Source organism: Nitrospirota bacterium (genome assembly GCA_016219645.1).
Taxonomy (GTDB): Bacteria; Nitrospirota; Nitrospiria; order Nitrospirales; family Nitrospiraceae; genus Palsa-1315.
Genome location: JACRLR010000020.1, coordinates 80,826 through 107,148 on the forward strand (window position 1 = coordinate 80,826; position 26,323 = coordinate 107,148).

At 55.1% G+C, this 26,323-nt stretch carries 24 protein-coding genes; 17 read left to right on the forward strand and 7 right to left on the reverse strand.

Annotated elements, in window-relative coordinates:
• Window positions 1–162 precede the first annotated feature (162 nt).
• Entirely contained in the window at window positions 163–1,065 is a 903-nt protein-coding gene (locus HZB34_09605; GenBank protein ID MBI5316215.1) for a hypothetical protein, read from the forward strand.
• Window positions 1,066–1,185: 120 nt separating this feature from the next.
• Window positions 1,186–1,800 (forward strand): thiamine phosphate synthase, encoded by a 615-nt coding sequence (gene thiE / locus HZB34_09610; GenBank protein ID MBI5316216.1) that lies wholly within the window; start codon window positions 1,186–1,188, stop codon window positions 1,798–1,800.
• Here thiE and bioD read toward each other — a convergent pair.
• The 3 genes from bioD to HZB34_09625 all read right to left on the reverse strand — a co-directional run bounded on the left by bioD (window position 1,724) and on the right by HZB34_09625 (window position 7,379).
• The gene (gene bioD, locus HZB34_09615) at window positions 1,724–2,521 is read right to left on the reverse strand and encodes a dethiobiotin synthase (protein MBI5316217.1); all 798 of its coding nucleotides are present in this window, start codon (window positions 2,519–2,521) and stop codon (window positions 1,724–1,726) included. The genes thiE and bioD overlap by 77 nt on opposite strands.
• A 214-nt stretch (window positions 2,522–2,735) precedes the next feature.
• Window positions 2,736–3,488, reverse strand: a complete 753-nt coding sequence (locus HZB34_09620) for an SDR family oxidoreductase (GenBank protein ID MBI5316218.1) — start codon at window positions 3,486–3,488, stop codon at window positions 2,736–2,738.
• Window positions 3,489–4,421: 933 nt separating this feature from the next.
• Window positions 4,422–7,379: a bifunctional proline dehydrogenase/L-glutamate gamma-semialdehyde dehydrogenase gene (locus HZB34_09625; GenBank protein MBI5316219.1), complete on the reverse strand. Its 2,958-nt coding sequence runs from the start codon at window positions 7,377–7,379 to the stop codon at window positions 4,422–4,424.
• A gap of 155 nt (window positions 7,380–7,534) precedes the next feature.
• Here HZB34_09625 and HZB34_09630 point away from each other — a divergent pair, with 155 nt between their 5' ends.
• From HZB34_09630 to HZB34_09670, 9 genes are all read left to right on the forward strand, one after another.
• The gene (locus HZB34_09630; protein ID MBI5316220.1) at window positions 7,535–8,407 is read left to right on the forward strand and encodes a fatty acid desaturase; all 873 of its coding nucleotides are present in this window, start codon (window positions 7,535–7,537) and stop codon (window positions 8,405–8,407) included.
• A gap of 226 nt (window positions 8,408–8,633) precedes the next feature.
• On the forward strand, window positions 8,634–9,506 hold the full coding sequence (locus HZB34_09635; protein MBI5316221.1) for an Mrp/NBP35 family ATP-binding protein: 873 nt from the start codon (window positions 8,634–8,636) through the stop codon (window positions 9,504–9,506).
• A gap of 101 nt (window positions 9,507–9,607) precedes the next feature.
• Entirely contained in the window at window positions 9,608–10,582 is a 975-nt protein-coding gene (gene pdhA / locus HZB34_09640; protein MBI5316222.1) for a pyruvate dehydrogenase (acetyl-transferring) E1 component subunit alpha, read from the forward strand.
• Between the two features lie 267 nt (window positions 10,583–10,849).
• Window positions 10,850–11,827 (forward strand): pyruvate dehydrogenase complex E1 component subunit beta, encoded by a 978-nt coding sequence (locus HZB34_09645; protein MBI5316223.1) that lies wholly within the window; start codon window positions 10,850–10,852, stop codon window positions 11,825–11,827.
• 20 nt (window positions 11,828–11,847) lie between these two features.
• Window positions 11,848–12,216, forward strand: a complete 369-nt coding sequence (locus HZB34_09650) for a hypothetical protein (GenBank protein ID MBI5316224.1) — start codon at window positions 11,848–11,850, stop codon at window positions 12,214–12,216.
• 111 nt (window positions 12,217–12,327) lie between these two features.
• Window positions 12,328–12,687, forward strand: coding sequence for a hypothetical protein (locus HZB34_09655; GenBank protein MBI5316225.1), 360 nt, complete (start codon window positions 12,328–12,330; stop codon window positions 12,685–12,687).
• A gap of 265 nt (window positions 12,688–12,952) precedes the next feature.
• Entirely contained in the window at window positions 12,953–14,155 is a 1,203-nt protein-coding gene (locus HZB34_09660) for a 2-oxo acid dehydrogenase subunit E2 (protein MBI5316226.1), read from the forward strand.
• On the forward strand, window positions 14,152–15,084 hold the full coding sequence (gene lipA / locus HZB34_09665; protein MBI5316227.1) for a lipoyl synthase: 933 nt from the start codon (window positions 14,152–14,154) through the stop codon (window positions 15,082–15,084). The genes HZB34_09660 and lipA overlap by 4 nt, the downstream gene beginning before the upstream one ends.
• A gap of 5 nt (window positions 15,085–15,089) precedes the next feature.
• Window positions 15,090–15,779, forward strand: coding sequence for a PIG-L family deacetylase (locus HZB34_09670; GenBank protein ID MBI5316228.1), 690 nt, complete (start codon window positions 15,090–15,092; stop codon window positions 15,777–15,779).
• A 56-nt stretch (window positions 15,780–15,835) separates the two neighbouring features.
• Here HZB34_09670 and HZB34_09675 read toward each other — a convergent pair whose 3' ends face one another.
• Complete coding sequence (locus HZB34_09675; protein ID MBI5316229.1) at window positions 15,836–16,891, reverse strand: hypothetical protein; 1,056 nt, start codon at window positions 16,889–16,891, stop codon at window positions 15,836–15,838.
• Window positions 16,892–17,183: 292 nt separating this feature from the next.
• Here HZB34_09675 and HZB34_09680 point away from each other — a divergent pair, with 292 nt between their 5' ends.
• Together HZB34_09680 and HZB34_09685 are read left to right on the forward strand one after the other, a co-directional pair.
• The gene (locus tag HZB34_09680; GenBank protein MBI5316230.1) at window positions 17,184–17,816 is read left to right on the forward strand and encodes a TrkA C-terminal domain-containing protein; all 633 of its coding nucleotides are present in this window, start codon (window positions 17,184–17,186) and stop codon (window positions 17,814–17,816) included.
• 194 nt (window positions 17,817–18,010) lie between these two features.
• The gene (locus HZB34_09685; GenBank protein ID MBI5316231.1) at window positions 18,011–19,423 is read left to right on the forward strand and encodes a trypsin-like peptidase domain-containing protein; all 1,413 of its coding nucleotides are present in this window, start codon (window positions 18,011–18,013) and stop codon (window positions 19,421–19,423) included.
• Window positions 19,424–19,524: 101 nt separating this feature from the next.
• Here the strand turns inward: HZB34_09685 and HZB34_09690 are convergent, their stop codons facing one another.
• Both HZB34_09690 and radC read right to left on the reverse strand, forming a co-directional pair.
• Window positions 19,525–21,624 (reverse strand): elongation factor G, encoded by a 2,100-nt coding sequence (locus tag HZB34_09690; GenBank protein MBI5316232.1) that lies wholly within the window; start codon window positions 21,622–21,624, stop codon window positions 19,525–19,527.
• Window positions 21,625–21,751: 127 nt separating this feature from the next.
• On the reverse strand, window positions 21,752–22,468 hold the full coding sequence (radC, locus tag HZB34_09695) for a DNA repair protein RadC (GenBank protein MBI5316233.1): 717 nt from the start codon (window positions 22,466–22,468) through the stop codon (window positions 21,752–21,754).
• Between the two features lie 676 nt (window positions 22,469–23,144).
• Here radC and rsmD point away from each other — a divergent pair.
• The 4 genes from rsmD (at window position 23,145) to HZB34_09715 (ending at window position 25,869) form a co-directional block, all read left to right on the forward strand.
• Complete coding sequence (rsmD, locus tag HZB34_09700; GenBank protein MBI5316234.1) at window positions 23,145–23,681, forward strand: 16S rRNA (guanine(966)-N(2))-methyltransferase RsmD; 537 nt, start codon at window positions 23,145–23,147, stop codon at window positions 23,679–23,681.
• Window positions 23,678–24,166, forward strand: coding sequence for a pantetheine-phosphate adenylyltransferase (gene coaD / locus HZB34_09705; protein ID MBI5316235.1), 489 nt, complete (start codon window positions 23,678–23,680; stop codon window positions 24,164–24,166). Before rsmD ends, coaD begins: the two co-directional genes overlap by 4 nt.
• Window positions 24,163–25,356 carry a pyridoxal phosphate-dependent aminotransferase gene (locus HZB34_09710; protein MBI5316236.1) on the forward strand — a complete coding sequence of 398 codons (1,194 nt, stop codon included), beginning with the start codon at window positions 24,163–24,165 and terminating at the stop codon, window positions 25,354–25,356. Before coaD ends, HZB34_09710 begins: the two co-directional genes overlap by 4 nt.
• Window positions 25,357–25,479: 123 nt before the next feature.
• Window positions 25,480–25,869, forward strand: a complete 390-nt coding sequence (locus tag HZB34_09715; GenBank protein ID MBI5316237.1) for a hypothetical protein — start codon at window positions 25,480–25,482, stop codon at window positions 25,867–25,869.
• A gap of 20 nt (window positions 25,870–25,889) precedes the next feature.
• Here the strand turns inward: HZB34_09715 and HZB34_09720 are convergent, their stop codons facing one another.
• The gene (locus HZB34_09720; GenBank protein MBI5316238.1) at window positions 25,890–26,315 is read right to left on the reverse strand and encodes a hypothetical protein; all 426 of its coding nucleotides are present in this window, start codon (window positions 26,313–26,315) and stop codon (window positions 25,890–25,892) included.
• Window positions 26,316–26,323: the final 8 nt, after the last annotated feature.

Sequence of the window (26,323 nt, forward strand, 5' to 3'; positions counted from 1 at the left end):
TCGCCTTCTCAAGAGGGGGGCAGGCAAACCGTCCTTCACTGCGCGCATCGAGCGACCACTGCTTCATCGTGGGGGCTCTGCGAGCAAGAAGGATGGTTGGCTGCCCCCCTCGCATTCCTTCCCCTGCTGGCGGACTCGGCCAACGGCCTGCTAGAGTGAGTGATGGCAACCGTCATATTCAAAACTCTTTCCAGCCGGAAGCGCGGTGGCATGACTATAGGAGAGGCCATCCGACGTCTAACGTTAGGGGAGATGTTCCAAGGTGCGGCAGAATTGGTCGCTCTACTCAGCCTGTTCGTTGCGATCATCATCTGGCTTATGGTCCGGTTCCAACCACATCCGGACGTCCATATTGGCGTTGCCTTGTACTCATACGAGCGCGGTTTTACTGTGGAAGAAACTACCAAAACCACTCTCTCGCAGATGCAGGACCTTGTTTCCAACTGTACACTTTGGCGATTTCCACCGACCCTACAAGACCACCGTGCCAAGACCACCGATCTCCACTCATGGGTATTGAGCAAGATCCGACTGGACAACCCGTCAGATCAAAGCCTGACCAATCTCCGTATGGGGGTGGTCAGCCGCCTCCATAATGCGTCCACAGCGTTGACTGCGACTCCGCACGTCGACGCCACAGGTAGGCTTGAGTCAACGTCTCAAGAAGGCCTCCACAAGTATGTCATCTCTATCGCAGGCCTTGCACCTTATTCATCGGTGATTCTCAGTCTGCAGACTCCCATGAACGACAATTTACGGCGTGTCTTGTCTCAGGAACATATCACCGTTCGTCTACCGGCGGTGTTCCTCTCAGCAGACCAGGCATGGAATTTCCACCCGACTGTGACACCCATTAATGCCTCAACCATGCTGAAAGCAGAGGCTGAAATCCGCACAGGTCAGCGAGGAGCAGCAGTGACTGAGAAGGTTGAAAAGATGATTCTGGAATCCTCTGATCGAGACCTGTCAGCCGAAGACCTGTCCAATCGACTCCTTCCATCTGCGCCTCATTGCCAAGAAGGAACAGGAGGCCGCCTGGTAGAATTTGTCGGCACAAATGAATAGCTCCCACTAGCATCCTTCGATAAATATTCTCCCCTTCTGGAATCTTCTCCATCATTCCGCCTAGAATACCAATGTATGCCGACTGTACGTTCTGACAGGTCACTTTCAGGGTTATATATCATTCTCGATCCATCCATGTGTCCTGATCGTTCCCTCACCGGTGTTCTGAAGGAAGCCGCCACGGCAGGGGCACGACTGTTTCAGTATCGGAATAAATCTGCCTCGATGAAGGAAGCCTATGCCGAGGCCTTGGTTCTACGACAGGTTGCGTTGGAGGCCGGTGTGACGTTCATTGTCAACGATCGTTGTGATTTGGCCTTGGCCGTGGATGCCGATGGCGTCCATCTGGGGCAGGGGGACCTGGCGCTCAATTTGGCGCGGAAAGTAATGGGTCTGGAGAAGCTGATCGGAGTCTCCACACACAACCCCGACCAGGTGCGTGAAGCCACCGCAGGGCAACCGGATTATCTTGGCTTTGGCCCGATCTTCACACCTGGTTCCAAACAGGACCACGACCCGGTGGTCGGGCTCGAGGGATTACGTGGGATACGCAGCCTGACATCACTGCCAGTCTTTGGAATCGGAGGGATCCACATCGATCAAGCAGGGGAAGTGATGCGCGCCGGCGCGAACGGCATTGCGGTCATTTCTGCGATCCTTAAAGCTCCGGATATCGGTCGTGCCGTGGAATCGTTCCTCGTGCAGATGCGAGGGCCAACCTCATCAGCTTCGTGATTGCTGCCGTTTTCGACAATCTTCTGACTTCGTAGTGAAAATTCTGTTCGAGCCCAACACGATAGGGGAGCGGCCCAACGACCGGCACCCCAGCCTGTTGCCTAAGCACTTTCACAGTCGAGCACTCCTCTGCTCGTGCTGTGGCAGTCTCCGGCGGAAGAGACCGATTGAGGACCAGTGCTAGGACCCGTATGTTACGCCTGCGCAGGGCGTCGAGCGTCAATAACGCATGGTTGATCCCACCAAGGCTAACCCGTCCAACCACGATGGCGTCATACTTCATCCGATAGATGAGATCTGCGATGTTGGACGATGACGTGACCGGCACATACAAGCCCCCCACACCCTCTACAATCAATATCTCATGTCGTGATTGAAGCCTATGGATGGCCCGCATGATGGTCGAGACTGTGATCCTTCTTTTCTCAAGGCGGGCTGCTTCGAGTGGAGCAAGTGGGAGGCGAAAGGCATAGGGCCTGACCTCAGTGAGCGTATCGCTGCTTCTTGCTGCTGTCCCAAGTCGTGCGGCATCGGACCGACTGTCCTCGGATGAGGTCACCCCTGTTTCGATGGGCTTCATCACCCCAACGTTGTACCCACTTGTGCGCAAGGCGACAGCCAGCGCCGCTGTCACCACCGTCTTTCCAACACCCGTATCAGTTCCGGTAATAAAAACTCCTCGGGAGCTGGAATCGAAAGATTGTCGTTTGGTTCGTGTCATCGCTTGAATTATAAACAGGAAGCTGGAAAAAATCTGTCAGACCAGAACTTCGTTGGTCTGCACGTCACGGCAACAGGAACATACCGTACCGGACGCTCAAAACGTTCGTCCAGCAAGGCCGCAGCCGAAGAAAGCACCGGAGACGTAGCCTCTGGGCTACGTTGAGGATGCTTTCGAGGTGAGAACGAAGCTGGCGAGCGTTTTCAGCGTCCGGTTAAAGGCTTCGGCTGTCACAGTTCCAAACCTGTCCTGAGATCCCCGTGAGTCCCGCCAGATGGACGATGGTGGTTGCCACTTCTTCGATCGCCGGAGGACGGCGTAGTGCGTGATCCATCCAGCCCTCGCCATCAGGGAACACCCCCTCGGTCAAGGCTGTTTTGTGCCATCCCGGCAGCACGAGATTTACTTGGATATTCTGCGATCCCCACTCGAGCGCCGCTGTCTTGACCAGTCCGATCAGTCCGGCTTTCGACGTCGCGTAGGCAGCTTGGCCGGTAGCCCCATGAAATCCCGTATGGGAACCGAGCACAATAATGGCGCCACCTCCGCGGGCCAGCAATGGAGGTGCCATGGCGCGGACACAGTGAAATGTACCGGTCAGGTTCGTGGCCACTATCTCAGCCCATTCCTGTTCCCGCTCTTTGAGTACGAGGCTGCCTCCCCCGATCCCCGCATTGCAGACAAACACCGATGGAGCCGGTCTGAGCCGGGAGGAAGCTTCCACCATCTGTTGCACGTCAGAGAACTCGCGAATATCCGCCTGGTAGAGTGCCCCAGCTCCACCCGCAGACACGACTTGCGTCAGCGTCTCCTCAGCCCCTGACTTGTTTCGATAGTAATGGATCCCGATAGACCAGCCGGCCACAGCAAAGGCCAGACTGATCGCACGACCAATCCCCCCGGACGCGCCGGTCACAAGGACGGCCTGTTTCTGGTTGATTTGGTTCATTTTGTTTGTTTGGTTCATCTAGTTGGCCCGGTATATCTCGTTTGTCTTGTGACTTCACTCCAAGAAACCAAATAAACTAAGGAAGGTCTGATTAATTCATGTTTGCACGAAGAACTCTGTTCCTGGGTGGATCAACGGGGGCAAACAGGTGGGAATCCGCTGGTCCGAGCGCGTCTTTCTCGGGGTTAGCCCGCTGTCGGGCCGCCCGGAACCTCGCTGCTGCTTGTAGGAAGCATCTGGTCCATGCCTGTTGCAGCGGAAGATGCCGGTATCATCGCCCAGTCCGCAGACTATTTTCCCGATCAGGTCGGGAACGAATGGCGCTATCGCGGCCAGATTACCGAAGGGCCTCTGCAAACGGTCGAGCATAAGTTTTTCTCCAATGTGTCCTCCGTCACCGGAACGAAAGCTCTCAAGGGTGTGACGGTCACCGTATACCACGATACCAATCCTGGTAACCATGGGCCTTCGGACAGCTTCTACCGCCGCGACACGGCCGGCATCGTCTATTACGGCTCTGAACCGGGCACACCGTTCGAAAAACAGCTCGTGCCTTATCAGATCGTTCGCTTTCCGATGAAGATTGCGTCTTCCTTTGCGCAATTCAACCGCAAGGGAGTGGACTTCGGTACCGACCTGAATCAGGACGGTATCAACGAAAAGGCCGACGCTCAGGGTGACTCAACGGTGGTGGGACAGGAATCAGTTACTGTGCCCGCCGGTGAGTTTAAGGATGCGGTGAAGGTGGAGGCGCGTATGCAGATGCAGATCCATCTCTCCGGCTCAAAGAAGACCGTTCTCGGGACCGATGTGATGACTGCCTGGTTTGTGAAGGGAGTGGGCCTAGTCAAGTATGTCGAACGGCAGGATCTGTCGCCATTGGATGATCGAGGCATGGTCACAGACATTATGGAAGAATTGGAATCGTACGAGGTCAAGCCGCCGAAGGCATCACTCGGGAGGGGTGAATCCCCGACGGAGGGTTTGTTCACTGACAACCCGAGCCACGACGAATTGCGTCAGGTACTCCTCACCTCCGGCTTTCGCTCCGACTCCGGAAAGCCGATGGCCCCCGAACGGTTGCCGACCGACTAATGCTCCGGTGATCGGACGATTGAGATAGAGATTCCCGACATCAAATGTTTCCTGAGCCAGTTCAAGATTCGCGGGGCTTCGTGAGTAGACACCCCCGGTCAGTGCGTAGGCCGTCGAGTTAGCCAGTGTCAGCGCATCTTGGTAGGACGCGGCTTGCATGACCGCAAGGATCGGCCCGAAGATTTCCTCTTGAGCAATCCTATGTGTCGGCAGCACATCAACAAAAACCGTTGGAGCTATGTACCAGCCGGGGCCTGTCACTGACCCTTCCACCAATACACGTGCTTCCTTTTTTCCTATTTCGACATATTCTTGAATCTTGGACTGCGCCCGGCCGTCAATCACCGGCCCGACCTGTGTGCCGGGCGCATCAGGACTTCCAACCTTCAGGCTCAACACCGCTTCTTTAAGCCGATTGAGGAAATTGTCGTAGATCGTAGCGTGGACAATCGCACGCGAGCAGGCAGAGCATTTCTGCCCTCCATAGCCGGTAAACGATGAGAGGACGCCGGCGATCGCATCATCGAGGTCCGCTGTCTCGTCCACGATAATTGCATTTTTTCCTCCCATCTCTGCCAAGACACGCTTGACCATCTGTTGCCCTGGCATCAGAGTAGCAGCCTCCTTCAGGATGCTCAGGCCCACGTCTTTCGAGCCGGTAAAGGCCACCGTCGCGATATCGGGATGGCATACTAACGCACGCCCGATGTCAGGCCCGCCCGGCAGACAACACACTACCTCTTCGGGGACACCGGCTCTCCGTAAGATTTCCGTAAGCCAGTACCCCATCATGGACGAACGCTCTGAGGGTTTAAACACGACGGCGTTCCCGGTCACGAGTGCAGCCGATACCATCCCGGTTGGGATGGCCAATGGAAAATTCCATGGGGCGACGACAGCCGTCACTCCTCGCGGACTATACAGCCGCTGGTTCAGTTCGCCAGGTTCCTGTCCCAGTCGTTTCGGGACAGCGAGTCTCTGCCAGTTCGCCGCATAAAACTCCAGAAAGTCTATCGCCTCTGCGAGGTCCGCATCTGCTTCTCGCCAGGGCTTTCCACATTCCAATATCTCCCATGCGGCCAACTCATCGCGCCTGGCTCTCATGAGCGCTGCAGCAGTACGCAGGATTTCTACGCGCTGTTCCGTTGGCGTATCACGCCAGGATTTCCCAGCCTGAACTGCCCGGCGCACCGCCTCTTCAACATCCTCAACACGTGCGCTAGGCACCTGGCCCACAAGTTCATTCGGGCGTCCCGGGTTGCGAGACTCGATGGGAGGCCCGCTCAGAGCTACCCCTCCGGACGACGGCGTCCACTGCCGGCCCAATTGGGACCGCACATGCGCCAGCGCATTCTGCATCGCTGTTCGGCTCTCGGCCCGAGAAAAATCATGCTGCGGTTCATTGTGAAAGTGCTGTACTTCGGCTTCGTGGGATCGCTGTTTCTGACTCAACCCCTCCAACACAGGCGGAGCCAGCAATGTGCTCAGGGGCTGCGATTCCACATACTCTTTCCTCAAGAATGACTCGTTTGAGGTATTTTCCAGCAATCGCCGCACGAGATACGCCATACCTGGAAGCAGATCGCCCACCGGGGTATAGAGTCGCAACCGCCGCCCAAGCTGTGTGACGGCCTGCTGAAATGGTTCGGCCATTCCAAAGATCATCTGGTATTCCCATGTCTCTCGAGAAAGCCCGAACGACTCAGCAGTCGCTTCGATGTAAGCCAACGTCCGGAGATTATGTGTCCCGAAGGCAGGGCGAATCAGTGACGTCTGAGACAACAGAAGCTGCGTGAGCGATTCATAGTTCGCATCCGTTTCACCCTTCTGTTCAAAGAGAGGAACAACCCAGCCTCGTTGCCTGTAGCGAATCGTATCCGAATCCCAGTAGGCCCCTTTCACCAATCGAATCGTGATGGGAACTCCACGCTGACGGACCCAGGCCAAGAGCCTGTCAATATCCTCGGCTGTCTCCCGATGGTATGCCTGTAATGCGAGACCCGCGTATGGAAAGGTCCTATAAGAAGGTTCCGTGAAAAGCCTGGTGAAGATCTCCACCAACAAGGTTTTTGTTTCGGCCTGTTCCATATCAAAAATCAACGAAGCGGGGAGGCGCATCGCGAGATCAAGAATGGGCCGAAGCCGTGCCGTCACCGAGAGATAACTCCCTTCTGGATCGATTGGGTCAAGGTGCGGCGAGAGGGCGGAAATCTTGATGGAGAGCTGGACCTTCGGTATTGGCCCGAGATGGTCCTGCTCCAGTAAGGAGATCGCCGGCCAGACAGCCGTTTCTTGCGCGAGCAGGTTGAGGGCTTCCAGACAACGATCGCGGTACCGATCAGCCTCACAATCGCTCATGGTTGTCTCGCCCAATAAGTCGACCGACCAGGCCCGCCCATGCTGCCAAAGATCTCTCAATCTGGGCGCTGCCTCCTTGAGGGTGGCTCCGGCAATGAAGGTGCGCCCCATATGCTCAACCTGTCCTCTGATCGCTTTGCCGCTGAGTTTGGCCCCCAGGCTGGTGGCGGACATGGCTTTGAGCCCCCAGTGGCTGCCGAAGAGCGCTGTGTCTCCATCGCCCAAATACTCGCGAGCCAAGGTGACCACCTGTTCGTCGTCTATAATTGAGGGGAGGACATCGATGAAGCGAAACAGCTGTGCCTTGAAGCGGCTGTCCTGCATCGCCAGGTTGAGAGCCTGGTTCGACCACCAGCGTCCCTCGAAGAGAGTCGGAGTTCGACCAGCAGAAAGGCGAGCAAGCCGTTCACCAAAGCGGTAAATCGCAGGTTCGAGAGGGGAAGGTAGTAATGGCATCGTTACCTGACTGGCGGTGAGACAGAGAGGTTTTAGTATACACTGACAGCATTCTATTGATACATCCGTGAAAAGTCTGTATGATGCGTAACGTATTATTCCTTCCCCTCGAACAGGCCCATTGTAGCATCGGCTGAATACTCTAAGGAGAGGTTATGCCCGCAACGACGAACGAAGCCACGAGTGAAATTACACGGACCGAAGACGTATTTGAGCCGTTAAACTTTGTGCTCTTCTTAGCCATCGTTGTCGCCACGCTCGTCGGCATTCCGCTCTATGGGTATTACGTCGGGTTCAGCCTCTTTGACTGGGTCTTATCCGCAGTCATGTATATCGTCACAGGCATGGGCATCACCGTCGGCTATCACCGGCTGGTCTCACACCAGAGTTTCGAATGCCCGGATTGGGTTAAGGCTACGATCCTTGTGGCCGGTGGGTGGGCCATGCAGAACTCTGCGCTGAAGTGGGGCGCCGACCATATCCGCCATCACGCCAAGACCGATGAGGATGAGGATCCCTACAACGCTACAAGAGGATTCTGGCATAGCCACTGTGGCTGGCTCTTTTACGACACCCCCTATCGCGCACAGAAGTACGAGATTCGTCTGCGCCGTGACCCGGTCGTGATCTGGCAAGATCGCTACTACTGGCCGATCGTAGTGACGGGTTTGCTGCTTCCCTTTCTCCTTGGTGTCTGGCATGGAGGGTGGCAAGGTGGCATCGGCGCTTTCCTATTGGGCGGGCTCTTCCGAATGTTCATGGTGTTGAACTCCACCTTCACGATCAATTCACTCTGTCACATGGTCGGTTCACAGCCCCACAGCACGAAGGACAGCAGCCGCGACAGCTGGCTGGTCTCCTTCGTCAGTTTCGGCGAGGGATATCATAACTTTCATCACACCTATGCGCGCGATTTCCGTAATGGACCGAAATGGTACAATTTCGACCCCTCGAAATGGATTATTTACACCCTCTCCCTGCTCGGACTCGCGAGCAATCTGCGCCGCAACGATCCCAGCGTCGGATAAGCCTCGCCGCCCTCTTCCCCCATTGAGCCACCACCCGTAGCGCAATAGACCCATTTTCTTTCCGGCCCTCCTTCGCTTATGATGGAGTAGCTAGCCGTCCTCGCCGTTCGTGAAGCGTGAAACGTCCGAATCCGAAAACGAACGACGCTTCACGCGATACGCTTCACGGGTTTCGAGAACGCCGCTGGATGACTTTTTTAAGATCCTGCTAGAAGAGGAGCGCTTCATGGCTGATACACATCCCGCTGGGCCCCAGACGAGTCAAGGGAAAGAGAGCATCATTCCCGATGTTAAATACGTCATCGCTGTCAGCAGCGGTAAGGGAGGGGTCGGCAAATCCACCGTCGCTGTCAATCTCGCAGTCGCCATGGCACTCACCGGCGCCAAGGTTGGACTGCTCGACGCAGATATCTATGGTCCGAACATTCCGATGATGATGGGCGTGACCAAGCCCCCGGAGCAGAGAGACGGCAAGATCGCCCCGGCAGAAAGTCATGGAATCAAACTCATTTCCATGGGCTTCTTTGTACCGGAGGAAACGGCCGTCGTGTGGCGAGGCCCGATGGTTCACACCGCCATTCAGCAACTGTTCCGCGACGTGCTCTGGGGCGAACTCGATTACTTGATCATCGACCTGCCCCCAGGCACCGGAGACGCACAGCTCACCTTGACCCAGTTGGTTCCCTTGACCGGAGCCGTCACCGTCACGACGCCGCAGGAAGTCGCCCTCCACGATGTGCGCAAGGGCATGATGATGTTTCAGAAAGTCAATGTGCCACTTCTCGGTATTGTCGAAAACATGAGCTACTTCCTCTGCGGCCACTGCGGTGAACGTACCGAGATCTTCTCCCATGGGGGCGGGGAACGGGCTGCAGCCAAGCTGGGCGTTCCCTTTCTTGGTCGTATCCCGATTGATCCGGCCATTCGCGACGGCGGCGACTCTGGCATGCCGATCGTCGTAGCCGATCCGGCTTCTCCACAATCGGCAGCATTCAGGGACATTGCTCACAAGATTATCGCGGAAATCAGCGGCTCCGGGAAGGGCAGCCCGTCGATTGAAAGTCTGCTGAGTAAAATCAAGAAGCCGTTTGCATCCTAGATGGGACCTTCCCTTCCATCGACAATACTTGTGTTCACCGAAACGGACCGCTCGATGAGGGGGATGTCGAGGGTTGAGTCAACACTCAGCAACCATGCATAATGACTAGCATGGACAGAGCTGATCTCTTCTCACTTTTTCGCCAAATGCTGCTGATCCGCCGGTTCGAAGAAAAATCGGCAGAGATGTATGCCCTCGCGAAAATTGCCGGGTTTCTTCATCTCTATATCGGTGAAGAGGCCATTGCGGTCGGGGCCATCGCCGCGCTTCGACCGGATGACTATGCAATCAGCGCCTACCGCGACCACGGCCACTGCCTCGCCCGCGGTTCCGACCCAGGCCTAGTCATGGCTGAGCTGTTCGGCAAAGCGACGGGCCTCTGCCAGGGCAAAGGCGGCTCTATGCACCTGGTAGATGCCCCGCGTCGGTTCATGGGTGGCTATGCCATTGTTGGAGGCCATCTTCCACTTGCCACAGGCTTCGCTTTCGCAACCAAGTATCGAACACTCGACCTGGTGACCGCCTGTTTCTTCGGTGAAGGGGCAGTCCCAAGCGGCCAAGCACACGAAGCGTTCAATCTGGCCGCCCTGTGGAAACTCCCTGTGATCTTCATCTGCGAGAATAATCGGTACGGCATGGGAACCCCGGTTAAACGGGCGATCGCACTGTACGAGGATGTTGCGGAGACCGCCCGCTCCTACGGTATTAGGGCTGAGCGCGTGGATGGCATGGATGTGCTCGCGGTGCGCAATTTAATGAATACAGTTGTCGAGCAGGTACGAGGGGGGCAGGGTCCGTTTTTCATCGAAGCGATGACCTACAGATTCATGGGCCACTCGATGTCCGACCCGGCACATGGCCATTACAGAACCAAAGAGGAAGTCGATGACCAACGTAGGCGGGATCCGCTTACCATCTTGAAACAGACCATCCTCAACAACAAGCTGGGAATTGAAAACGACTTCACACAGCTTGAGCAGGAAATCGGCGAGGTCGTAATGGCTGCGGTCAAATTTGCAGATGAGAGTCCTTTCCCCGCGCCATCGGAGCTTTACAATCATGTTCTGGCTGAGTAACAGGCTGCTTAAACAGCGTACTAGTCTCACCCGTCTACCCCGGCGGCTATTTCACCCGCCCACCCTGAGGCTGCCAAGACAGCCTCTTTACCCAGGGCCGCGCCTTTCCGCAGGCAAGACCGCAGCGAACTATCGCTTAATAAGGGGTGGCTGGGATGATCCCAACTGCGCGCGTCCACCGAGCACTGCTTCATCGTGCGGGGTGCGCGAGCACAGGGATCGTCCCAGCTACCCCGCCCCCTGTTTCAGCAGCCGTCAGGTCGTCGCATGGTGATGTCTTATCGGGAAGCGCTAAACCAGGCCATGCGGGAGGAGATGCGTCGGGATTCCCGCATCTTTCTGATCGGGGAGGAGGTCGGTTACTACCAGGGAGCCTTCAAGGTCAGTAAAGGGTTTGTCGAGGAATTCGGCCCACAACGGGTCGTGGATACGCCCATTACGGAAGCAGGCTTCACCGGCCTGGCAATCGGCGCCGCTATGGCGGGATTGCATCCTATTGTCGAGCTCATGACCATGAATTTTGGGATAGTGGCATTGGATCAGATCGTCAACAACGCCGCAAAAATTCGGTATATGTCGGGAGGCCAGCTGTCGGTGCCACTTGTGATTCGCGGACCGGGCAGTGCAGCCCATCAGTTAGGCGCGCAACATTCCCAGAGTCTGGAGGCCTGGTTCTGTCACGTGCCGGGATTGAAAGTGATCGCTCCCGCGACGCCTCATGACGCGAAGGGTCTGCTGAAGAGCGCGATCCGGGACAAGGACCCTGTCATCTTTATCGAAGCGCAACTGCTGTATGGAACGAAGGGGAATGTCGGAGATGGTGAGTACACGATCCCTATCGGAGTCGCCGACATTAAACGTGTCGGACGCGACGCCACGATCGTCGCCTATTCGAAGATGCTCTTGCTGGCACTCGAGGCGGCCGATCAGCTGAGTCGAGAGGGCATCAACGTCGAGGTCATCGACCCTCGTACCCTCAAGCCATTGGACCTCGCCACAATCGTCACCTCGGTCAAAAAGACGGGGCGGCTCGTGATCGTCGAAGAGGGGTGGCGGTTTTGCGGGCTGGGTGCGCAGATTGCCGAAAGTGTGTATACGGCGGCGTTCGATTTCCTGGACGCCCCCATCAAGCGGGTCACCGGCGAAGATGTGCCGATGCCCTACAGCCGCCCATTGGAAGATGCCGCCATTCCTGACAAGGGGCGCATCATCGAGGCCATCAAAGCGGTGTGCGGCGCTCCCTAACCATAGGAGGCACGATTACCATGTCGTCACAGCCCGAGGCTCTCAGTCATATCGAGATCACGGAAACACTCGTTCGCCTCTATGTATTCCTGACGCAGTATCTCGATCGCTGCCTGGATGAGGGAGCCAGAAGAGCATACCCGGATGAGGAACTGCACGCGCATCTCGCCAAGACACGCGCGACGATGGCCGACATCCTCGCGGTGAATCCCGTGGTCAAAAGCAAAGTCGAGAAGGAGTGTCAAGAGGTGCTCGCCCTCGGCACTGCGATCTTAAAAGGCGGTCATGAACAAACTTCGGCAATGGAGCCAATGCAGGCGCGGCGCGCAATCCTCAGAAACAAGACCATCGCATTGAGCGATCTGCTGGCGGTGTTCAGAGCGCTCTGAAAGAAGGGCCCATGGTTTGTTTGGTTTATTTAGTTTGTTTGGTTGCTCTGGATCAAACAACTACACAAACCAGATAAACCAGATGGACCATATGAACTGGGCCAGACAGTCATGTCAGACCAGATACAGGAGAAACATCAATTAGCCGGCTTCGATACACGAGAACGGGGTTTCAGTAGGCCGGTCCTATTTGAACGAACCGACGGGGGATATCAAGCGATTCTACGCTATGAGACGACGCATGTCGTGACCGTCGCACGAGCCACACCGGTTGCTGCGTTAGAGGAATTAATCGGCATGCTCCAAGAACAGGGCTACACGCAACTCCGCAGTCAACTGAGTGTCAAAGAAGGCACCTATCTTGGTTCTCAGGAGCCTTGGGTCGAGTACCCAGACCCCGAGCAGCAGCCTGATATGCCAGGTGGATTGATCGGCAAGTTCTTCGCATTGTTTCGCCGCTCTAATATTTAGTTAAATGGTACCGTTGATTGAAAGACAATTCCAAATCTTAAGGATGCTCAAAAAGGCCATCAGTCACACCCGCCTAACCAGAGGCGTGCCAAGACGCGCCTCTGTCCCGGGCGAGGCCGCATCAAACAATCACTTTATAAGGGGTGGCTGGGATGATACCAACTGCGCGCGTCCAACGAGGGCCTTCTCAGGCCGCGCGTTGCGCGAGCACAGGGATCGTCCCAGCCACCCCGCTCATTTTTTTCAGCATCCGTGAGGGCCTTTTATGGCTAGTCGCGTCGTAATGCCAAAATTGACCGACACGATGGAAGAGGGCGTCCTTCTTGCGTGGAAAAAACGCGAAGGAGATCCGGTGGAAGCAGGGGATGTGCTCGCTGAAATCGAAACCGATAAGGCCATCATGGATCTCGAAGCCTTCGCATCCGGCATCCTGCGCAAGGTCCTGGTACAGGAGGGCGCAACCGTGATGTCCGGTACGTTGATCGGCGTCATCGCTGGAGCGGATGAGGACATCAATCCGGCATTGACCGATGCAATCACTGCCGCGCCATCGGTGGGTGGAGGAACGAAGACCAGCGTGCCGTCTGCTGCCGGCCCAACACCCACCTCACCCAGGAGCAGCCAAGAAACTCGTGTGCCTGCATCGCCCCGCGCCAAGGCTGTGGCTGCCGACAGAGGCATCGATCTTTCCACCATCACCGGGACCGGTCCTGGTGGGCGAATCGTGGAGGAGGATGTCATGAAAGCCCAGGTAGCGATAACGCGGAGTCTGTCAGCCGGAACAGACCAACCGCTGAGCCAGATGCGGAAAGCCATCGTACGAGCCACGACACAGAGCAAAGCACCGATACCGCACTTCTATTTGACAAGCGAGATCAATATGGAGCGTGCAGAGCAGTTCCGCAATCAGTATAAATCCGACCGAGTGATGCATCCATCCATCACCGACCTGCTGATCAAAGCCGCAGCGATCGCCCTCACCCGCCATCCGGAAATCAATGTATCATTCATTGGTCATGCCATCAGGCGACATGAGCGCGTCGACATCGGCATCGCCGTCGGCATCGATGATGGTTTGATCACACCGGTCATTCGCAATTGCAGTGTGAAGTCGCTAGGTGACATCTCGAACGAATCGAAGACACTGATCGATCGAGCCAGAAACCAACATTTGCAGCCACAGGAATATACGGACGCCACCTTCTCGATCTCAAATTTGGGAATGTTCGACGTAGAAAACTTCATTGCGGTCCTCATCCCCCCTCAGGCCGCATCCATTGCTGTCGGCTCCATCCGGGATGTCCCTGTCGTCAAAGAGGGCAGGATCGAGGCTGGTCGGCGCATGAAGGTGACATTATCCTGCGACCACCGGGCTCTGGATGGTGTGCAGGGGGCTGGCTTCCTGAAAGAGTTCAAACACATCCTTGAACATCCCTCGGAGTTGCTCCCATCGAAGGAAACTCCATGAGCTTTATCCCTCTTGATCAACTTCGATCTTCTCGTACTGATTCCTCTGCCGCTATCAGCCTTCAGCCTTCAGCCTGGACCCGACCCCGTCTCCCGCCCTGGTTCAAAATTGAAGCTAAGACCGGTCCCGACTATCTCGATATCAAACGGACCATGGACCGGCTCAAGCTCCATACCATCTGTGAAGAAGCGCGATGCCCGAATCGATGGGAATGTTGGAATGCACGCACTGCGACATTCCTTATCTTGGGCGATATCTGTACAAGACGCTGTCACTACTGCTCAGTCGAAACAGGCCGACCACTCGCGGTAGATCACGAAGAACCTAGGCGAGTCGCAGCAGCAGTCCAGGCATTGGGCCTTCGCCATGTCGTGATCACATCGGTAAACCGGGATGAACTGGAAGATGGAGGCGCCGCGGTCTTTGCCCTAACAATCAAGCAGGTCAGATGGTTCAGCCCACACTGTACGATTGAAGTCTTGATTCCGGATTTTGAAGGGAACGGCGCGGCAATTGTGAGGGTTTGCAACGAAAAGCCCGATATTCTGAATCACAACATCGAAACTGTGCGGCGGTTATTCCCGGCGATCAGGCCACAAGGGAAGTATGATCGGTCGATCCATTTACTCGATAGGGCGAAGCAGCAGGGAATGACGACAAAGTCCGGTTTGATTCTTGGAATGGGGGAAACATTGGACGAGGCCCGCGAAGTGATGCGCAACCTCCGCTCCGTCGGCTGCGACATCATGACCATCGGCCAATATCTCCAACCGACAAGAGAGCATCTGCCCGTTGCACGATTTTACGACCCCAGCGAGTTTGCATTGTTAAAAGAGGAGGGGATAGCCATGGGCTTCCGCCACGTCGAATCAGGCCCGTTGGTGCGCAGTTCCTACCACGCCGAACAGCAGACAGCCCACGAAATCTAGAAGTCATGCAATTAGCGGGGAGCCACGACAACATCGTCATCATCAGCGCCCATCCGGATGATATGGAAATCGGTATGGGCGGGACGGTCGCCAAACTGGTGGAGTCCATGGCTGCGATCACGTCTGTCGTCGTGACGAACGGTGGCCGGTCATCGAATCCCTTCGCATTGACGGAGCAGCGAATGGCCGAACTAAGAAGGGAGGAAGCCCTCCGTAGCAGCGGCGTATTGGGAGTGACAAACGTGGTTTTTTGTGACGCACCGGATGCGGCAGAAGAGATCAATACGACGGATGTCAAACGAAGACTCGTCGAGTTGCTCGATCGCTTACAGCCAACCGAAGTCTATACGCTGGACGAGGAACGGGACCGGCATCCGGCCCACCGTCTCGCCGGTAAGCTGGCAAGGGAAAGCGTCCTTGAAGCCGGTATCGTCTTAAGAGGTGGCATCTGGGCGTATGAAATCTGGGGGCCTTTCGCGACCTGGGACCGTCTTGAGTACATTGACCACTATGTGGCTAAGAAGATGGCCGCCATCGCCGAGCATCGGAGTCAGATAGCCACGATCCCATATGGGGAAGGAGTCCTGGGATTGAATCGATGGCGAGCCGTCTTCGCCGATCCCAAGGCAAACGCCCCGGCAGGTCAGTATGCGGAAGTCTTTCGACGGATCACGATCGCTCCTCTTTCTACATAAACTCCATTTGCCGCCCTGTCTCTAAACCTTGTCCGAATGTGAGGAGAAGGCCAGCGTTAGATTAGGAGGTCAACGGAGGACGTAGGCAGATAATCGGCAATTGCCTCAAATCTCTTGTGTTTTCGCGTAAGATACATACTCTCATCAACTCCATCATAGAGCACGTGATAAAGTTTGACGCAGGGTAATCCGCTATACCGAAAATAATACGAAGGGTTCTTGCTACGGGTCGATTTATGAATGGTCCTATCGGGCAATCCAAGATCAACTAAATGGTGCACGAGCTGTTCAATGAAATCCTTTGAGCCACTTACGTAACTTGCGCATGGCTTGTAGATGTCATTCTCCTCCAAATAAACCGATCCATCACCGTCCCAGCAGCCTCGGATAAAATGCCTGATTAGCCCAGATGGGATTTTGGGAAACCTTAACGTGAGACTCTTGTTCTCCGTGAGACCGAGAGCTTGGAGGTCCCGGTAAATATCTAGGTTATCTATGACCATCGTATGAAGTGCTCCGGCAATCCCATGAGCAGGGCGATAACGTATTAATGCGTTACTTCCCATGAGTGCCCGCACTTTCTCCAATAATTCTGGTTCTTTCTGACAAATCGTGACACGAAACTTGACTGGGCCATTCGGTTTAACAAGACAGCCATCCGTATAGATAACGCCGAGGACATAGGCCATTGCAGGCGTCCAAGTCCTGAAAAACAATTCACTTACAAACCTTTTTCCGTGAGTGATTGTGGAGCCAAGGGAATAAACTTCTGAGTTGTATGAAATCTTTCCCTGCTGAAGAGCAAGACCCCTTGCGTCACTTTTCGTTCTAACGGCAAGTGCGTACTTTCTCAATAGTTTGTATACGTACTGACGGGTGCAATCGTATTGCCGAGCAATGTCGTTGAGTGATAGGCCGGATTTGTACTTCTGTTCTAAATCTTCTTTAGTAATAGGAATTGGTAAATGACTTCCTATTCTCCGCGTGACATGTGATTTATGTCGCTTCTCCGCCGCAGCATCGTAACAGGAACCGCAGAGTCCTCTGGCTTTGTGATAATGTTCATTGGTGCCACAGGACTTACATTTGTCGTGGCCTTTTGCCCAGCTCATCACTGCCTCACTTCAGTGGTATGAGACAAGACATTGCACAGCGAAGCGGTGCAAGGGACAAGCATAGAGACCTGCAGGGAGGCTCATTGTATGGAAAGGGATGAGCAAATCGCAAGGCGGTCGTGAAGAAGAAATGTTAGTGTTTCTCAGTGTTGACTTCTAATATACACGGGTCCATTGAAATCTTTGAGCCACGAGGGTAGGGTGGTGGAGTGAGGAACCTGTAGCTGTGGTGGGATTAACACAAGAGTTAACATAATCGTTCTTATCAGACATAAGAGAATTTCCATTTATGTCGCTTGAACTACTCGGTCGCATCCAACAGGAACTGTCGATCACCGGAAGCGCCATCTACGAAACCGTCATGGCGCTGGCAGAACGAACCAACCGCAAGGTACAAGTCCTCAGATTACACAGCCAGGCGTCAGCCCTCATCAATCAGATCGAACAGGTTCATGGCGATCTCGGACGTCAGATCGCCACGCTCTGCGCCAAGCGCCCCCTCGAAAGCGGATTGTCACTTCCTCCATCCGATGAATTAGACCATGCGCTCGGCCAGGCTAGCGGTCGCGTTCAGCAGCTCAAACAAACCCTGTTCACCGTTGACAGCCAAATACGTGAGCTCAAGCTGGAAACGATTCACCAGGAGCTTCTCACCCTGCAACAGGACCTGAGTCTTCGCGCAGCTGCTATCGAACGGGTTACTATCGTCCGGGGATCGCCGTTTATTGGAAGGGCACTCGCTGAGGTGACACTACCCGCCTCGATTCGTCTCGTCACTGTCCTCCGGGGACCATTTCTGATACCGCCTGATACTGGCCTTGTGCTTCGGGCTGACGACATTCTGGTCATCATCGGACTACAAGCTGACCTCGAGCAGGTTGCCTCAGAGTTCATTCCAGCTCGAAGCGCGACGCTGGTATAAACCATTTGGCTCGCGCGCTCTTGCCAGTCTCAATCATGAGGGCTGGTAGCCCGCATTATTCATGGCTCTCCTGAGTACGCCTCAGGTCCTCCGGGCTCCGCGCGCCGGTCTCACGACGCGGCGTGGCATTTTCCCTACGAACAGTCATGAGTAATGCGGGCTAGGCTTCACCCTCATCCATGATGTACAATTTGATGAAGTATTGCACTATGCGATTGCCACACATTCTCATCTGCCTCCTCTGTGTCGCCTGGGTCAATACTCGTTCGATTGCCGTCGCTGACGCTGCTACCCCACCGACTGACTCTCCGGGCCTCCTCCTCCTCGAAGAAATTCAAACCGTCATTACGAATCTGGCCGAATCGACAAAACCCTCCGTGGTAAATCTCATCCCCCTCTCTGGAACTGGCCGTGGACGCGAGCTGCCAGCTGAGCGGGCTCCTAATGCTTCAGGATCAGGGTCCGGTGTCATTATCGATGCTGAAGGACACATCATCACGAATAATCATGTCATCGGCGATGCAACAGAACTTGAGGTGCGCCTTTCCGATAGAACTAAGCTGATTGCCCGGGTCGTCGGGAAGGATCCGGATACGGACCTGGCTGTCCTTAAGGTGACGGCCGACCGTCCTCTTCCCAGCGCAAAATTTGGGGATTCCTCAACCGTGCGCGTCGGCCAATGGGTGCTTGCCGTCGGGAATCCCTTCGGGCTGGACCGAACCGTCACCCTCGGCGTCGTGAGCGGAATCGGGCGAGAAAACATCAACCTCTCGCGATACGAAAATTTCATTCAAACGGACGCGTCGATCAATCCGGGCAACTCGGGAGGCCCTCTCTTCAATCTGCGCGGCGAAATCATCGGCATCAATACCGCCATCATTAACTTCGCCCAAGGCATTGGCTTTGCCATTCCCTCCAACATGGCCAAGCAAGTTCTTCAGCAATTGCTCGCTCAGGGGCGGGTGACGCGAGGCTGGCTCGGCGTCGGAATCCAACCGCTCACGGTGGAGTTGGCCCGAAAGTTCGAGGTCACCGAAGGCGCAGGGGTGTTGGTCAACGAAGTATTCGAAACGAGCCCGGCTGCGGCAGCAGGCATCAAACCCGGCGACATTCTAACCCGAATCGACGACACCGTGATCGACACACCGAACCGGCTCTCCCGCGTCGTGGCAGGATTACTTCCTGGCACGACGACCAAGGTTGAAATTGTCCGCGACCAGCAGCGACTGGTGCTGGACGTCTCTCTGATTGAACGTCGAGACCAGGTCGTGGCCGCCTCTCTTTCGCAATCACAGGCTCAAGCTCCCCAGGCACGCGCCGACAGCATTCTTGGTCTCGACGTGCAAGATCTGACGCCAAGCCTTGCTGATACATTCAAACTGCAGGAAAGCCGAGGGGTGCTCATCGCGAAAGTCGCACCCAATAGTCTCGCCCAGGCTGAAGGGCTCCACGAGGGAGATCTCATCAAGGAAGTGAACCGTGTTGAGGTGAGGTCGGTCGGAGAATTCAACGGCGAAGTCTCCAAGATCCGGCCAGGCGAAACGGTCCTGCTCCGCCTGCTGAGAGAAGGGCGTGCCTTTTACGTCGTGCTCAAGCCGACCAACTAGCCTGGTTTGTTTGGTCTATCTGGTTTGTCTGGTTTTTGGGTTGGACGAACCCAACCAGATAAACCAAATCAACCGACAAACAAAACAACCCATCTGTTAGGTCAGTGTGCAGCCGCGTGAGTCTCCACCTTGTGTGCCTCAACAATCCGAGCCACAAGCTCGCGAGGCACTTCGTCATAGCGCGCAAATTCCATCGCGTAACTGCCCTGTCCCGCCGTTAAGGAATTCAGCGCCGTGGCATACGGGAGCAACTCTGCCATTGGGACGAGCGCTGTGATCTGTTCCGTCTGGCCTTTTGACTCCACATGGAGAATCCGCCCTCTCCGAGCGTTCAAGTCCCCGATGACACTCCCGATGTGATCCGCTGGAGCCTCAACCTCCACCGTCATGATCGGCTCTAACAAGACGGGATGCGCTGTCTCTAATGCCTTCTTGAACCCCATCGACGCGGCGATCTTGAAGGCCATCTCTGACGAGTCGACTGCATGGTATGATCCATCATACACTGCGACCCGGCAATCGACGACAGGAAACCCCGCCAAACTGCCGTGATACATGGCTTCAACCACCCCCTTCTCGACCGCAGGAATAAAGTTGCGCGGGATGGCGCCGCCGACCACCTTGTTCTCAAATTTGAATCCTTCCCCGCGCGACAGGGGTGTGACCTCCAGCCAGCAATCACCGTACTGACCATGTCCTCCGGTTTGTTTTTTATATTTCCCCTGGGCCTGTGCCATGGCGCGGATGGTTTCGCGATAGGGAATCTTCGGCATATGAAGCACCACTTCTGCACCGTATTTCCTGCGCAGCTTTTCGAGCGCAAGATCAATGTGCAATTGGCTCATCCCACTTAACACCATTTCCTTTGTGTCGGGATGTCGCACAAATTCAAGCGTCGGATCCTCTTCGATCAATTTATGCAACCCAAGACTGATCTTTTCAATGTCGGCATTCGACTTAGGCTCGATTGCAAAGGACAGGACAGCGCGTGGAAGCACCGGTTTCGGATAACAAATGGGAGCATGTTCATCACAGAGCGTATCGCCAGTCTGCGTGTCTTTGAGTTTGCCGATGGCCACGATATCCCCTGCCCCGGCCGAAGGGACGATCGTATGTTTCTTCCCCAGCAAGGTGTAGAGGTGTCCGCTCTTCTCTTTGCTGCCTCGAGAACTGTTGAAGACCGTCGAGTCTGCGTGAAGAGCCCCAGACAAGATTCGCAGATACGACAACCGACCGACAAATGGGTCGATTAAGGTCTTGAAAACGACCCCTGAAAACGGATCCTCCTGAATGGCACGGCGGGTTACCGTCGCTCCGGTATTTGGATGCAGGCCTTCCCATGGAGTTCTTACCGTCCGGTCCATCGGCGAAGGCAACAATCCAACAATCGCATTGAGGAGAGGAATAATCCCGATGTTCCTGATCGCAGATCCAGCAAAGAGCGGGATGATCGTGCCTCCCTGGACACCAAGTCGAAGCCCTTTGATCATGTCCTCCTGCGCCAACTCACCTGCAGCAATGTACTGTTCCAATAATCGATCATCACACTCCGCTGCCCCCTCCTGAACCAGCCTCCGTGCCTCCCCCATCATGATCTTTGCGTTTTCTGGAATCGGCAACGGCTGAGCGACAGGGACTTCCTTGGACGAAGCGATGACACTCGGTTGAAGTAGATCCAACACCCCTTCCAGCTGAATGCCACTTCCAAGAGGCAAGGACATCGGCAAGGGTGTGATCCCAAGGTCGCGCTGGCACAGGGCAACAATCTCCTCGATGGAAGCGCTATCTTTGTCCAATTCGTTGAGGAACATGAGGCAAGGTAAGCCCAGCCCCTTGATGCGAGACCACACTCTGATGAGCTCGCTCCGCACCCCCGATGCAGCACCCACGACCAGAATGACCGCGTCCACCGCTCGCAACGCCATAATGGTCTCCCCAATAAAGCTCAGCGCGCCTGGAGGGTCAACGAGATTGATGGTGGTGTGATTCCAGGAACAACGGAGGAGACTGGTACTGACTGAGCTGCGCCGGTGAAGTTCTTCTGGCTCGAAGTCCGAGATGGTCGTACCTTGTGCAACCGACCCAAGGTGAGGGATAGCGCCGGTGGTAAAGAGCATGGCCTCAGCCAACGAAGTTTTCCCGACACCGACACTGGAGATCATGGCCACATTTCTGAGTGACTCGGCAGGTAGCTGACTCATGGGGCCCTCCTTGTTGTTCATTTGGTCTGTTTTGTTTGTCTCGTTTGTTTGGTTAAACGAAAAAACCAGATAAACCAAACAAACCAAACAAACCAGACTTGTTACATTGTTGCAATTCTCCCTTCGCTCAAGTGTTTGTACCCTGGTTGGGTAGCCAGCCTTGGTCCGCAAAGCTGACATAGCGTCCATCACCCACCACGAGATGATCAAGAACCCGAATACCGAGTATGTCCCCGGCTGACACCAGGCGCGCGGTCAGAACACGGTCTTCCTGGCTCGGCGTAGGATCCCCGCTGGGGTGGTTGTGTAGAAAGATGACTGCCGCCGCTGATTCTCGCACCGCGAGCGTGAAGACTTCCCGTGGATGCACAATGCTGAGTGTCAGGCTGCCTTCCGATACTGTCACATCACGCATCATGGCATGCTTCGCATCCAGTAAAATAACTTTGAAGATTTCGTGACGCAGATCGCGCAGGGCCGGGTGGAAATGCGCGAAGAGGTCACGGCTGGAGGTAATCTTTGTCCCTTTGGTCAACGGACAAGCGAGGGCACGCTTTCCCAATTCAAGAGCCGCTTTCAGTTGGGCTGCCTTGGCCTCCCCCACACCTGGGACTGCACAAAGTTCTTCAATTCCACATTGCGCGAGGCCTCCGACACCTCCGAGCCGATCCAGAACATCCATCCCAACCTTCACAGCTGAAGACCCTTGACGGCCCACTCGGAGGAGAATGGCCAAAAGTTGAGCATTGGTGAGTGTCTGTGGGCCCTGAGCCAGTAGCCTCTCGCGCGGCCGTTCTGTTTCAGGCCATTGCGTGATGCCCTGGCCCCCTTTCTTGCTGGCCATTCATACCCCCGAACAAAAAATTGACACTCTGAACGTTTTGGTACTAGACATCCCCCCTTCGGTAGCCGCCTGCTAACAAATACGTACCCCTAAACTGTTGAAATTACGTACAGCCAACAAATGGTGCAGTAATTGCTTTTGAACGCCTGCAGCAACTCACAGCAACCCTGGGAGGATTCGATGGAATGCCCGAAGTGTAAAGGCCTCATGATGCTCGAGCGGTTCTCCGACTTCTTTTTAATATTTTACGCCTGGAAGTGCATCAACTGCGGAGCGATCATTGATCGCACCATTTCAAATAATCGGCGAAAGAGCTTGGCCGCTCGGAAGCCCCAGGCGGTAGCGACCCCCTAGCATAATTGCCATTCGTCTCATTGGAGTATGTGGCCATCTCGATCAGGACGAATGGCCGACCCCCTTTCGCTCATGCATCGCTGCTGCCCTTGACAGGCAAATGACCCTCGGCATTATAGGGACAAGTACGAAAGTCGTCAAAACCCTTCCATTGCCATTCTTCCACCTGCCCTGGCACCGCATCAGTACCACCACACACTAGGCACCTCGCTCATTCGGTTATCTTGACCCCTTCAAAAACGCTATGTTAGAGTCAATTGCTCCAGGGATGTTGCTCACCTAAAATATGCGTGTTATTGCCGGATCTCACCGAGGTCGCCGCTTGAGCGGGCCAGAAGGAACTGAGCTGCGTCCCACATCCGACAAGGTTCGCCAGGCCATTTTTTCAATTCTTGGGACCCAGATAGTAGGAGCTCGCTTTCTTGATTTGTACGCTGGTACCGGTGCCGTCGGGATCGAAGCACTGAGCCGCGGAGCTTCAGCCGTCACCTTTGTTGAATCAGATCCCAAGGTCACGCAACTGTTACAGAACAATCTACGGACCTGTCAGTTGCTCGGCCGAGCCCAGGTTCATCTAGGACAAACCGCAGCATTCCTCGATCAGCAAGACTCCTGGGATAGCCCCTATGATGTACTGTTTGCAGATCCGCCCTATGCGGCTCTGGATGAGTTAGAAGTTATGATGCATTCCTGGAGGCCCGGACTGCTCTCGGAGCATGCCACAATGATTTTCGAACACGATTCTCGGACGGAATTGCCCGCGACAATAAACCATGCCTCCCTTCTACGGCGATATGTCTATGGCGATACGGCACTCTATCTCTACGGTTTGTCGACCGCACAATCGAGCGCTTCATGAAAATTGGTATCTATCCAGGAACGTTCGATCCCATTACCCACGGACACACCGACATCATCACCCGTAGTTTGCGGGTATTTGACAAGGTGGTCGTGGCTGTTGCACCCAATCAATCCAAGCACCCGCTCTTCACCCTGACAGAACGACTGGACATGATTCGCATCGTCATGGAGAAGATGAAACAGGTCGAAGTGACCCATTTCGATGGCCTCCTTGTGGACTTTGTCCGGCGATACGGTGGTCATGCGATCATTCGTGGCCTGCGGGCGATCTCGGACTTCGAACACGAATTTCAGATGGCGCTCATGAATCGCAAGATTGCCAAACAGGTTGAGACCGTATTCCTCATGCCCAGCGAAGAGTATTCATATTTATCCTCAACCATCATTAAAGAGGTGGCCAACCACGGGGGAGCGCTCACGGAGTTTCTGCATCCCGAAGTTGCGCGCCAACTGCAAAACCGGATTAGGAGCTTGAAAACATGAAGCTTGCTGCACGAGCGGGGCGAATTACCCCCTCCCCCACCTTAGCCATGGCCGCAACCGCAAAGGCAATGGTCGCACGCGGGATTGACGTCGCCGATTTTTCGTCTGGAGAGCCTGACTTCGACACACCGGAACCGGTCAAAGCCGCAGCAGAAGCCGCAATTCGCGCGGGGTTTACGAAATACACGCCCTCATCAGGCATCGACGAACTGCGGCAAGCGATTATCGACAAACTTCAGGCCGAGCAGGGAATCCGGTACGAAAAGTCTCAAGTACTCGTCTCGTGTGGCGCCAAACATTCACTCTACAACCTTGCCGAAGCGCTCCTTGAAGCGGGCGACGAAGTCATCCTTCCCGTTCCCTATTGGGTCTCCTATGCCGACCAAACCCTCCTGAACGACGCGACGCCGGTGTTCTTTCCGACCCGTGAGGAAGACGGGTACGCCATTGATGTCCATGATTTGGAACGGTTCATTACAGTCCGCACCAAGGCCATTATCATCAATAGCCCCTGCAATCCAACAGGGGCAACCTACGATCGGAAGACACTTGAACGCCTCGCTGAGCTGGCACTCCGTCGGGATCTTCTTCTTATTTCAGACGAGATTTACGAAAAGGTCATTTACGACGGCGTGACACACACGAGCATTGCTTCATTAGGACCGGAGATCGCAGCCCGTACCGTCCTGATCAATGGTGTCTCCAAAGCCTATGCGATGACTGGATGGCGGATCGGCTATGCCGCTGGTCCTAAAGACCTCCTGAACGCCATGGCAAACATTCAGAGTCAGAGCACGTCCAATCCCTGTTCGATTTCACAGAAAGCTGCTGTCGTCGCCTTGCGTGAAGGTGGTGCGTTTACAGAAAAAATGGTGTTAGAGTTTGATCGACGGCGACGTACCATAGTCGAGCGTCTGAATGCGATGCCCGGCGTTCGCTGTCGAATGCCTACCGGTGCATTTTATGCGTTTCCCAATGTGGGTGGGCTGCTCGGACGACAAAGCCCAACCGGAACAGTCGCAACGCCGACCGATCTGGCAAACTACTTGCTTCAAGAATCCAGGGTCGCCGTGGTGCCTGGTGAGCCATTTGGGAGCACCCAGCATATTCGACTGTCCTATGCCACCAGTATGGACACGATCGTCCGAGGAATGGATCGTCTCGACGCGGCGTTCAAACAGCTGACTTAACGGAAGAAGACCGTTATTTCGTTTATTTGGTTTGTCTCGTTTGTTTGGTTGACTGAGACTAACTGGACAAACCAAATCAACCAAATAAACAAAACAAACCCGGCCAGTTGGAGGAAAGGAAACGTGCCTATCTACGAGTACCAGTGTGAGGCCTGTGCGGAAAGGTTCGAAATCAAACAAGGTATGAAGGACGACCCGCTCACCGTCTGTCCACAATGCGGGAAGCGTGTGCAGCGACTGATTTCATCGCCCGCCATCATGTTTAAGGGGAGCGGATGGTACGTCACTGATTATTCGGACAAACTGAAGCCGTCACCGGGCAATGAAGCACCGGCGCCGACAGCCGGAGAAAAGAAAGAGGCAACGCCAAGCGCATCAGAAAAGACGACAGCGACAAGTCCCGCGACGCCAGCTCCTTCCTCCACGCCCGCTCCCGCAAGCACCCCAGGAAGCACGACTTCCGGCCCGTCAAACACAGCAACAGCCGCGCCATCCTCCCCTACAACCAAATAGCTTGTACAGGAAAGGCCCCGTTAGCGCGCGCGCGTATCCTTGGCTGGGGCTGGCGCTTTCTTCTTGGTAGCGGGAGCCTTCGGCTTGGTCTTCGTCGTGGGCTTGACGGCAGGAGCTTTCGGTGCTGCTACTTTTGCCGACTTCGCCAGCCGTCCCTGCGAAGCGGTCAAACTATTTTGCAAGCTGTTGATCATCACCGACTTATCACGACTCGCCCGAGAGAGGTCATCGACTTGGGCCTGCAAATCATCTTTCGCCTTCGTAATGGATGCAAGTTGATTCTGCAATTGCGTCTTTTCCATGGTCACCATCTGCAGTTCAGAGCGCAGCTGCTCGATTTGTGTTTGAAGGGCCGGGGGCCAGTAATCGCACCCGGATAAACCCATCGAGACTACCGTCACAGCCACCACCGCAACGAGATTACGGACCATCATTGTTTGAGTCATCTCATTCT

Coding starts and splice junctions, on each gene's coding strand:
- HZB34_09710 (MBI5316236.1), top strand. CDS start 24,163: ATGAAGCTTGCTGCACGAGCGGGGCGAATTACCCCCTCCCCCACCTTA.
- HZB34_09635 (MBI5316221.1), top strand. CDS start 8,634: ATGGCTGATACACATCCCGCTGGGCCCCAGACGAGTCAAGGGAAAGAG.
- coaD (MBI5316235.1), top strand. CDS start 23,678: ATGAAAATTGGTATCTATCCAGGAACGTTCGATCCCATTACCCACGGA.
- bioD (MBI5316217.1), bottom strand. CDS start 2,521: ATGACACGAACCAAACGACAATCTTTCGATTCCAGCTCCCGAGGAGTT.
- HZB34_09685 (MBI5316231.1), top strand. CDS start 18,011: ATGAAGTATTGCACTATGCGATTGCCACACATTCTCATCTGCCTCCTC.
- pdhA (MBI5316222.1), top strand. CDS start 9,608: ATGACTAGCATGGACAGAGCTGATCTCTTCTCACTTTTTCGCCAAATG.
- radC (MBI5316233.1), bottom strand. CDS start 22,468: ATGGCCAGCAAGAAAGGGGGCCAGGGCATCACGCAATGGCCTGAAACA.
- HZB34_09625 (MBI5316219.1), bottom strand. CDS start 7,379: ATGCCATTACTACCTTCCCCTCTCGAACCTGCGATTTACCGCTTTGGT.
- HZB34_09670 (MBI5316228.1), top strand. CDS start 15,090: ATGCAATTAGCGGGGAGCCACGACAACATCGTCATCATCAGCGCCCAT.
- HZB34_09690 (MBI5316232.1), bottom strand. CDS start 21,624: ATGAGTCAGCTACCTGCCGAGTCACTCAGAAATGTGGCCATGATCTCC.
- HZB34_09655 (MBI5316225.1), top strand. CDS start 12,328: ATGTCAGACCAGATACAGGAGAAACATCAATTAGCCGGCTTCGATACA.
- HZB34_09650 (MBI5316224.1), top strand. CDS start 11,848: ATGTCGTCACAGCCCGAGGCTCTCAGTCATATCGAGATCACGGAAACA.
- lipA (MBI5316227.1), top strand. CDS start 14,152: ATGAGCTTTATCCCTCTTGATCAACTTCGATCTTCTCGTACTGATTCC.
- HZB34_09630 (MBI5316220.1), top strand. CDS start 7,535: ATGCCCGCAACGACGAACGAAGCCACGAGTGAAATTACACGGACCGAA.
- HZB34_09680 (MBI5316230.1), top strand. CDS start 17,184: ATGTCGCTTGAACTACTCGGTCGCATCCAACAGGAACTGTCGATCACC.
- HZB34_09645 (MBI5316223.1), top strand. CDS start 10,850: ATGGTGATGTCTTATCGGGAAGCGCTAAACCAGGCCATGCGGGAGGAG.
- HZB34_09620 (MBI5316218.1), bottom strand. CDS start 3,488: ATGAACCAAACAAACAAAATGAACCAAATCAACCAGAAACAGGCCGTC.
- HZB34_09605 (MBI5316215.1), top strand. CDS start 163: ATGGCAACCGTCATATTCAAAACTCTTTCCAGCCGGAAGCGCGGTGGC.
- HZB34_09660 (MBI5316226.1), top strand. CDS start 12,953: ATGGCTAGTCGCGTCGTAATGCCAAAATTGACCGACACGATGGAAGAG.
- HZB34_09720 (MBI5316238.1), bottom strand. CDS start 26,315: ATGACTCAAACAATGATGGTCCGTAATCTCGTTGCGGTGGTGGCTGTG.
- HZB34_09675 (MBI5316229.1), bottom strand. CDS start 16,891: ATGAGCTGGGCAAAAGGCCACGACAAATGTAAGTCCTGTGGCACCAAT.